The 9618-nt window shown below is 53.7% G+C and carries 5 protein-coding genes and 1 pseudogene; 1 reads left to right on the top strand and 5 read right to left on the bottom strand.

Going from position 1 to position 9618, the window contains the following annotated elements:
- Positions 1 to 927 (top strand): annotated as a pseudogene (locus RDN69_RS05090) (hypothetical protein); the annotation flags it as partial.
- Between the two features lie 43 nt (positions 928 to 970).
- Here the strand turns inward: RDN69_RS05090 and RDN69_RS05085 are convergent.
- The 5 genes from RDN69_RS05085 to RDN69_RS05065 all read right to left on the bottom strand — a co-directional run.
- Entirely contained in the window at positions 971 to 1738 is a 768-nt protein-coding gene (locus tag RDN69_RS05085) for a glucose 1-dehydrogenase (RefSeq protein ID WP_288218310.1), read from the bottom strand.
- A gap of 34 nt (positions 1739 to 1772) precedes the next feature.
- Entirely contained in the window at positions 1773 to 1928 is a 156-nt protein-coding gene (locus tag RDN69_RS05080; protein WP_273259496.1) for a hypothetical protein, read from the bottom strand.
- Positions 1929 to 1982: 54 nt separating this feature from the next.
- On the bottom strand, positions 1983 to 2213 hold the full coding sequence (locus RDN69_RS05075) for a hypothetical protein (protein WP_273259495.1): 231 nt from the start codon (positions 2211 to 2213) through the stop codon (positions 1983 to 1985).
- Between the two features lie 313 nt (positions 2214 to 2526).
- Complete coding sequence (rpoC, locus tag RDN69_RS05070) at positions 2527 to 6618, bottom strand: DNA-directed RNA polymerase subunit beta' (RefSeq protein WP_273259494.1); 4092 nt, start codon at positions 6616 to 6618, stop codon at positions 2527 to 2529.
- A 17-nt stretch (positions 6619 to 6635) separates the two neighbouring features.
- On the bottom strand, positions 6636 to 9618 hold a 2983-nt coding region (locus RDN69_RS05065; RefSeq protein ID WP_353867022.1), incomplete at its 5' end, for a DNA-directed RNA polymerase subunit beta.

Below are 9618 nucleotides of genomic sequence, written 5' to 3'. Positions count from 1 at the left end.
CATCAACGTCTGGTCTCCTATCCCATTCCCAAACTTCATCACTATACGATGGCGCCCGAAGCCATTTACGACATGACAGAAATGCTCGCGAGCCGCAACTTCAAAGAACGCACACAGATCTCGGGACTCGGTCGCGATCGCGCGGACATTATCACCGCCGGCGCATTTTTGATTCAAACCTTACTGCAATTCACGGGCTCAGAACAACTCATTATCAGCGGCAACGGCTTGCGCGAAGGACTGTTCTACAATTACTACGCCATGACGCGCCGCCAGGGACAGCACTTCCCCGAAAGCCTGCTGCGGCAAAGCGTGGAAAATTTCCGCAATACGCTGCCGCTCGGTAATGAAGAACAAATGCAATACATCACGAAGATGGCGTTGAAACTGTATGACGGCTTGCAGCCCTTGCACGGTTTTCCCGCCCGCTATCGGGAATGGCTGGAAACGACCTGCCGTTTGCACGATGTCGGCATGATGATCAACTACTACAGCCACGCGCAACACAGCGCTTACATCATTGCGAACTCGCCGCTGTACGGACTCACGCATCGCGAGCAGGCGACCTGCGCGCTCATCGCGGCGTTTCAGGACGGCATTTCCAATAAATTGCGCCGCTTCGCCCAGTTCGCAAAACTCTTAACCGCGGAGGATCTGACTGTCGTCAAACAGCTTTCCACCTTGCTCGCGATTGTCAAAGCGTTTGACGCGACCTACGATGAAAGCGTCACATCGCTTGCCGTCTCGCAACCGGACGAAACGCACGCCGTGCTGCACCTCACCGCCCGTTCCGCCACCGATATTCCGCTGGTCAACGCGAACATCACGCCCCATATTAAAGAATGCAATGAGGAGTATCCCTTTACCCTCAGCGTGGAATGGGATAACGCCGATAAAACGCCGGAAACATACGATACGTTGGCGTAAATCAAAGCAATCAAAAAAAGAGACCGCAAGGTCTCTTTTTTATTTAGATCGCCGTCCAACCGCCGTCAATGCAAAGCAGCTGACCGGTAGTGAAGCTCGAAGCATCGGAGGCGAAATAAATCACCGCGCCGTCCAATTCACCCGGTCGACCGCCGCGTCCCATCGGCGAATACGTCGCGAGAATATCTTGAAACGATTGCCTTTGGAATGCTGCTTCCGTCATATTCGTTTCAAAATAACCCGGTCCGATCGCATTGACCGTGATGCCGTGCTTCGCCCATTCCACCGCCAACGCCTTGGTCAGCATTTTCACGCCGCCTTTGGCCGCGCTGTACGCGGAAAGGAAAGCGGGTTTCATCGCCACTTCCGAATGGATCGAACCGAGGTTGATAATTTTACCGTATTCCTGCTTCAACATCTGTTTACCCACTGCGCGCGCCACATAGTATACGCCGTCCAGATTCGTACCAAGCACTTTGCGCCAATCCTCTGTCGACTGCTCCGCCGCCGGTACACTCGCCCCGACGCCCGCGTTATTCACCAAAATATCGATGCGCTGATATTGTTCGACAACCTTTGCCACCGCCTGATCGATGCTTTCCGGCGACATGACGTCCATCACCACATAGGACGCTTCCGCGCCGAGTTCTTTCAACGCCCGCACCGTCTCCTGCAGTTTCTCTTCCCGCCGCGCGGCGACCACCACCGTCGCCCCTTGGCGAGCCAGTGCCTTGGCCAACTGAATACCAAGGCCGGATGAACCGCCCGTAACGAGCGCAATTTTACCGCTTAAGTCAAAATAATTTTTCATCTCGCACCTCCGAGTACTGTTTTCTGTATTTATACTACCATATTTGCCTTATCCATATGGATTCAATCCATTGCCGGTCGGGTTCCGTCTTCACGCCATGGCCAAACGTAGTCAGCGCGGTAGGCATTTCACCGACCGTTGCGTACAGTTTCCCTCGCGCATCGGGTACCGTCTTTACGATTCTTTGCATGGTGTCTCCTTTCGTGCAACAAAAAACCGCCTCAGCATTTCGCTTTAGCGGCTTTTAATACATCAAAGACAAACAATACGCAACCGATTCGGGGCAACTCTTTTCTAGTGCACGCTCGATGATTTCTCCTCTTTTTAGGCTTTCAACGTCATCTTCATAGCTCTCCCTCGTGATCTCGTTTCCCTCGCGCTCGAAGTATGCCTCCACCTCTTCATCGCTTAAAGCTTTCCAATAATATCTAAACTGCTCTACAACTATTGCTCTGTATTCTTCATAGCTTATCACTCCGGCACCTCCTCGTCTCTATACTTCATTGCCAAGTCCTATGCTTTGGCGGCCTTTATTTAATTCTATGTTTTGCCAACGACTTCTCCCGTCGCCCGTATTGATTCAGCCGCTCGCGCGCTCTTTATATATTAAATTATACCTTTTTTAATGCTTTTTCAATATGCTCGCGTCGCAACCATGCCTCCGTTCACATTACGCGCTCCCGCCAACCGTCGGCCATTGTTGATTCCCTAAACGGTTTTCCAATGATTGCGAATTTGAGCCGCAAAAAAAGAGACGACATTGTCGTCTCTTTTTGTTTCATTTTACTTTATGCTTCAGCTGCCGCTTCTGCCGCTTGGTCAGCGCTTTCTTCGGCGCTTTCCTCAGCGATTTGCGGTTTGTCTTCCGCAAGACTGATGTTGCGATAACGGGACATGCCCGTACCGGCCGGAATCAGTTTGCCGATGATGACGTTTTCTTTCAGACCGAGCAACGGATCGATTTTACCTTTGATCGCAGCTTCCGTGAGAACGCGCGTGGTTTCCTGGAAGGATGCGGCGGAAAGGAACGAATCGGTCGCCAGCGCGGCTTTGGTAATACCCAAGAGGATATGTTTGCCGCTGGCTTCCTTCTTGCCTTCGGAACGTAAGCGTTTGTTCTCAAGTTCCAGCAGATTGGCTTCGACGGTATCGCCCGGCAGCATATCGGTGTCACCGACGTCTTCCAATTTGATTTTATGGAGCATCTGACGCACGATGACTTCGATGTGCTTGTCGTTAATTTCAACACCTTGCGATTTGTATACTTTTTGTACTTCGTAGACGAGGTAACGCTGGGTTGCCTGGACACCGAGTACATGCAGAATGTCGTGCGGGTTGATCGAGCCTTCGGTCAGGCGGTCACCTTTGGTAATGGTGTCGCCGTCTTCGACCACGATTTTCAGGCCGTACGGAATGGTTTTGGACCATTCTTCGCCGCCGTCGGTAATGTGAATTTTTTGAATTTGTTTGTTTTCTTCGAGCGTTTCGATCTGCACGGTGCCGCCGATTTCCGCGATGATCGCGTAGCGTTTCGGTTTACGCGCTTCGAAAAGTTCTTCAACACGCGGCAAACCTTGCGTGATATCTTCGTTCGACGCGACGCCGCCGGTGTGGAACGTACGCATCGTCAACTGCGTGCCCGGTTCACCGATGGACTGCGCCGCGATGATGCCGACGGCTTCACCGACTTCGACCATGCGGCCGGTACCGAGGTTGCGTCCGTAGCACTTGCGGCAGACGCCGTGACGGCACTGGCAAGTGAGGACCGAACGAATCTTGACGGTGTCATAATGTTTTTCAATTTCAGCGGCGGTTTCCTCGTCAATGAGTTCGTTTTTCGCGATGATAAGCTCATCGGTATCTTTATTGTAAAGATCTTCCGCGGTGATGCGGCCGGTGAGACGGTCGCGCAACGGTTCAATGACGCCGTCGCCTTCGACGATCGCTTCGACCTCGATGCCGTTGATTTCGTCCAAATGAACGACAACACGACGGGCATCGCTGGCGAGGATTTTTTCAATCATGCTTTCGGTGAGTTTCTCTCCTTTTTGGTAAAGAACTTCACCGGCAATGGTTTCCACATCTTCGACAAGTTCTTTGCCGAGCATGCGATCCACCATGTGCTTACGCAATTTTTTGCGCAGGTTGTCTTCGGGCTGACCCAAGGTGACAACGGTATTTTCACTGGATACGTGTTCGTGTTCTTCGGTGTTCGCGTACGAACCGCGCAAGACAATCTCCGGAATCAGATGTTCGCCGATCGCCTGCAAGTCTTTGGCGGTAAGTTTCGTACCTTCCGCAACGATCACGTCACCCGTTTCCGGATCGGTGACCGCCGTTTCGAGAACACGTCCGAGCAATTTATCCTGCATCGCGGCGATCGCTTCTTTGGCCGTAGCCGCGAGTCGACCGCGTTCGCGAATGAGATCGACGGAAACAATGTCGCAATCTTCTTCCCGCACGATAACATCCTGCGCGACGTCGACGAGACGACGGGTCAGGTAACCGGAGTCCGCCGTACGAAGAGCCGTATCGGCCAAACCTTTACGCGCGCCGTGCGACGATGTGAAGTAGTCCAAAACGGTCAAACCTTCACGGAAGTTCGCCTTGATCGGCAAGTCGATGATCCGACCGGACGGGTCGGCCATCAAGCCGCGCATGCCGGCGAGCTGACGGATCTGCTGTTCGTTACCGCGAGCACCGGATTGCGCCATCATGGTCAAGGGGTTGAATTTATCAAAGCCCTGCATCATTTCGCGGGTAACATCGCCGGTCGCTTCATTCCAAATGTCGATCGTTTTGCGATAGCGTTCATCGTCAGTAATCAAACCGCGCCTGAAGAGGCTGTTCACTTTTTCGACCTGCTGATCGGCTTTGGCGAGAATGGTTTCTTTCGTCGCCGGCACTTTGATGTCGGCGATGGCAATCGTCATGCCGGCTTTTCTTGCATAGTAGAAGCCGAGCGTCTTCACGCGGTCAAGAAGATCCGCGGTTTGCGTCATGCCGAAATGACGGAAGCAATTATTAATCAGACGGGCGAGCTCTTTCTTGTCCATGAGTACACCGAGCATCGTTTGTCCGTCTTCATTTTCGCGATAGTAACGCAATTCTTCCGGTAGCGCCATGTTGAAAATCAGGCGGCCGGCCGTAGTCAAGACACGACCGTGTTCCGGAATCCGTACGAAGATATAATGCTGCAAGTCGATGAAATGTTGGTCATACGCCATGACGACTTCATCGTAGTCGGCAAATGTGGGGATCGAGATCGCGTTTTTCCGCGCCTCTTCGTCCATCAAGCTGTATTCCGCCGCCGGCACGAGCATGCGCAACGCGCCTTGCTCATCTTTGTATTCTTCCGAGCGATCAATGGTCAGGTAGTACGCGCCGAGGACCATGTCCTGCGACGGTACCGCGACCGGTTTTCCGTCTTTCGTCGACAAAATATTGTTGACGGAAAGCATCAACGTACGCGCTTCGGCTTGCGCTTCGACCGACAACGGCAAGTGGCAGGCCATCTGGTCGCCGTCGAAGTCGGCGTTGTACGCCGCACAAACGAGCGGGTGCAATTTGATGGCGCGACCTTCCCAAAGGATCGGTTCGAACGCCTGGATACCCAAGCGGTGCAAGGTCGGTGCGCGGTTCAACAGAACCGGATGTTTGTGGATGACATCTTCAAGGACATCCCATACTTCCGGCGCAATTTTTTCGACTTTTTTCTTCGCGTTTTTGATGTTGTTCGCCAAACCGCGAGCCACGAGTTCTTTCATGACAAACGGTTTGAAGAGTTCGAGCGCCATTTCCTTCGGCAGACCGCATTGGTGCATTTTGAGTTCCGGTCCGACAACGATAACGGAACGGCCGGAGTAGTCAACACGCTTACCCAACAAGTTCTGACGGAAACGGCCCTGTTTACCTTTCAGGAGATCGGAAAGGGATTTCAGCGCGCGGTTGCCCGGTCCGGTGACCGCGCGGCCGCGACGGCCGTTATCAATGAGCGCGTCGACAGCTTCCTGCAGCATGCGTTTTTCGTTGCGCACGATAATTTCCGGCGCATGTAGTTCCAGCAAACGTTTCAAACGGTTGTTACGGTTGATGACACGACGATAGAGATCGTTCAAATCGCTGGTCGCGAACCGACCGCCGTCGAGCTGCACCATCGGGCGCAGTTCCGGCGGAATGACCGGCACGCAGTTCATAATCATCCATTCCGGACGGTTGCCGGATTTACGGAATGCTTCGACGACTTCCAAACGGCGGATCGCGCGCAAACGACGCTGGCCGCTCGCTTCCTGCATTTCCGCGCGCAGTTCTTTGCGCAGTTCTTCCAGGTCGATTTCCGCCAGCAACGTTTGGATCGCTTCCGCGCCCATCTTGGCGACAAACGAGTTGTAACCGTAGGTTTCGACCGCTTCCCGATATTCCGCTTCGTTCAGCAGTTCTTTTTTCTTAAGTCCGGTGTCTTTCGGATCCAACACGATGTAGGACACGAAGTACAGGACACGTTCCAACGAACGCGGCGAGACGTCAAGGATGAGTCCCATCCGGCTCGGAATTCCTTTGAAGTACCAAATGTGCGACACCGGGGTGGCCAATTCGATATGCCCCATGCGTTCGCGACGCACTTTGGCGCGGGTGACTTCGACCCCGCATTTATCACAGACGACGCCTTTATTACGGATCCGTTTATACTTTCCGCAATGGCATTCCCAGTCCTTGGTCGGACCGAAAATCCGTTCACAAAAGAGACCGTCTTTTTCCGGCTTCAGCGTCCGATAGTTAATCGTTTCCGGTTTGGTGACCTCACCATGCGACCAGGCACGAATCTTTTCGGGCGAAGCCAGTCCGATTTGCATCGAATCAAATTCGTTCACATCTAACAAATCTACCGCTCCCTTCACTATTCAGCGTCGTTACTATCAGTATCGGTGAAGAACGGTTCCGCGGCGGCGATATTTGCGGTATCAGCCTGCTGCGCCGTGTCTTCCACGCTCATTTCATTTTCTTCCGGTGCGTTATCCGCATCTTCCGCCTCCGCGGAAGTTCGGCTTTGCCCGCTGGCATCGGATTCCATGACTTCGCGCAGTTCATTTTCTTCCGCCTGCGGCAAGTCCTCTTCTTCGAGTTCACGGATGACGACTTCTTCGCCGTTTTCATTCAAAATACGAACGTCCAAGCCGATCGACTGGAGCTCTTTCAAGAGTACTTTGAACGATTCCGGAACACCCGGTTCGGGGATATTTTCCCCTTTGACGATTTTTTCGTACGCTTTCACACGGCCGATTACATCGTCGGATTTCACCGTCAGGATTTCCTGCAAGGTGTACGCCGCGCCGTACGCTTCCAGCGCCCATACTTCCATTTCACCGAAACGCTGGCCGCCGAACTGCGCTTTACCGCCCAACGGCTGTTGGGTGACGAGCGAGTACGGACCGGTCGAACGAGCGTGAATCTTATCGTCGACCAAGTGGTGCAACTTCAACATGTATTTGTAACCGACGGTGACGCGGTTGTCCATCTTTTCACCGGTACGGCCGTCGAACAGTTCCGTCTTGCCGTCTTCCGGCAAATTGGCGAGTTTTAGCGTGTTAAATACGTCGACTTCGGACGCGCCGTCAAAGACCGGCGTCGCGATATGAATACCGGCGACATCCGGTTCGGGCATGCCGTATTTATCGACATCGTAACCGTATTCTTTCAAGCGACGCGGCAGATCCGGATCGTTGTTGCGAATTTCCATACCCAACGCCTGAACCGCGCGACCCAAATGGGTTTCCAAAACCTGACCGATGTTCATACGGCTCGGTACGCCGAGCGGATTCAGTACGATTTGAACCGGCGTTCCGTCCGGCATGAACGGCATATCTTCCTGGCGCATGACGCGGGAGACAACGCCCTTGTTACCATGGCGGCCCGCCATCTTATCGCCTTCGTGAATCTTACGTTTCTGCGCGATGTAGACGCGAACGAGTTTATTAACGCCCGGTTGCAGTTCGTCACCGTTTTCACGGGTGAATACGCGAACATCGACGATCTTGCCGGATTCGCCGTGCGGCACGCGCAAGCTGGTGTCGCGAACTTCTCGTTCTTTGTCACCGAAAATGGCGCGCAGCAAACGTTCTTCCGGCGTCTGTTCGGTTTCGCCTTTCGGCGTGACTTTACCGACCAGAACATCGCCCGGACGAACTTCCGCGCCGATCGAGATGATGCCTTCTTCATCCAAATATTTCAACGAATCTTCGCTGACATTCGGGAGCTGACGGGTAATTTCTTCCGCGCCGAGCTTCGTGTCGCGCGCATCACATTCGTATTCTTCAATGTGGATCGACGTGTAAATATCTTCCTTGCACAATTCTTCCGAGAGAAGAATCGCGTCTTCGTAGTTGTAGCCTTCCCACGGCATAAACGCAACGAGCACGTTGTAACCGAGCGCGAGTTCGCCGCCGTCGGTCGCCATACCGTCCGCCAGCGCGTCGCCCGCTTCCACGCGATCGCCCTTATAGACGAGCGGAATCTGGTTGATGCAGGTGCTCTGGTTGGAGCGCATGAATTTGATCAGATCGTAACGATCCAATTTGCCGTCATCGGTTTTGACGATGATTTCTTTCCCGGTGACGCGTTCTACCGTACCCGCGCGTTTGGCGAGTACGCATACGCCGGAGTCGCGGGCGGCGGTGTATTCCATGCCCGTGCCGACGAGCGGTGCCTGCGTACGCAACAGCGGTACCGCCTGACGTTGCATGTTCGCGCCCATCAAGGCACGGTTCGCGTCGTCGTTTTCAAGAAACGGGATCAAGGCTGTACCGACCGAAACCACCTGTTTCGGCGAAACGTCCATCAAATCCACGCGTTGCGGCGCGACTTCAATAACCTCGGATTGCAGACGGCTCGCGACATGCGCGTGTTCAAAGCGGTTATTTTCATCGAGCGGTTCGTTCGCCTGCGCCACGACGAGGTTTTCCTCGGCATCGGCGGTGACGTAACGCACTTCGCTCGTGACGGTGACATCATCGCCGTCGTGTTTAACCACGCGATACGGCGTTTCAATCAAACCGTATTTGTTGACTTTCGCAAAGTTCGCCAAGGACGAAATCAAACCGATGTTCGGACCTTCCGGCGTTTCGATCGGGCACATACGGCCATAGTGCGAATGGTGCACGTCGCGAACTTCAAAGCCCGCGCGTTCACGCGAAAGACCGCCCGGTCCCAATGCGGAAAGACGACGTTTATGCGTCAGTTCCGCCAGCGGATTCGTCTGGTCCATGAACTGCGACAATTGGCTCGAACCGAAAAATTCTTTCAGTGCCGCTGTGACCGGACGAATATTGATCAGCATCTGCGGCGTCAAATTGTCGATATCCTGCGTCGCCATGCGTTCTTTAACAACACGTTCCATACGGGTCAAACCGATGCGGAACTGGTTCTGTAACAGTTCGCCGACGCAACGCAAGCGGCGGTTGCCTAAGTGGTCGATATCGTCCACACGACCGATATCTTCCATTAAATTCAATAAATAGGAAATATTGGCGATCATATCCGCCGGTTCGACGGTACGCAACGTGTCCGGGAGGTTCGCGTTATTGCAGACGATTTTAACTTCGTGTCGGCCGTCGCCTTCGCCCTTCAGGACATAGATTTCCTGCAGCCCCGGAATGCGTTTCTGCGCGAACGTTTTTTCTACACGGCGCGCCGGCAGTACGCCTTCAATAATGGCCTCAATATCGTTAGCGGGCATGCGTTTGAACATGCCGCTGTCTTTAATGGCTTTCAGCTCTTTCTTGCCGACTTTCGTGCCCTCTTCCAAGAGCACTTCACCGGTATTGGTGTCCACGAGAGCTTCCGCCAGCTTCTTGCCTTCGAGCTGCCGCGCCCAGTCGGATCCG

Origin of the sequence: uncultured Negativicoccus sp. (assembly GCF_902480485.1) — a bacterium.
GTDB lineage: Bacteria > Bacillota > Negativicutes > Veillonellales > Negativicoccaceae > Negativicoccus > Negativicoccus succinicivorans.
The sequence above is the reverse complement of the archived record's forward strand: the minus strand, read 5'-3'. Positions and strand labels throughout refer to the sequence as shown.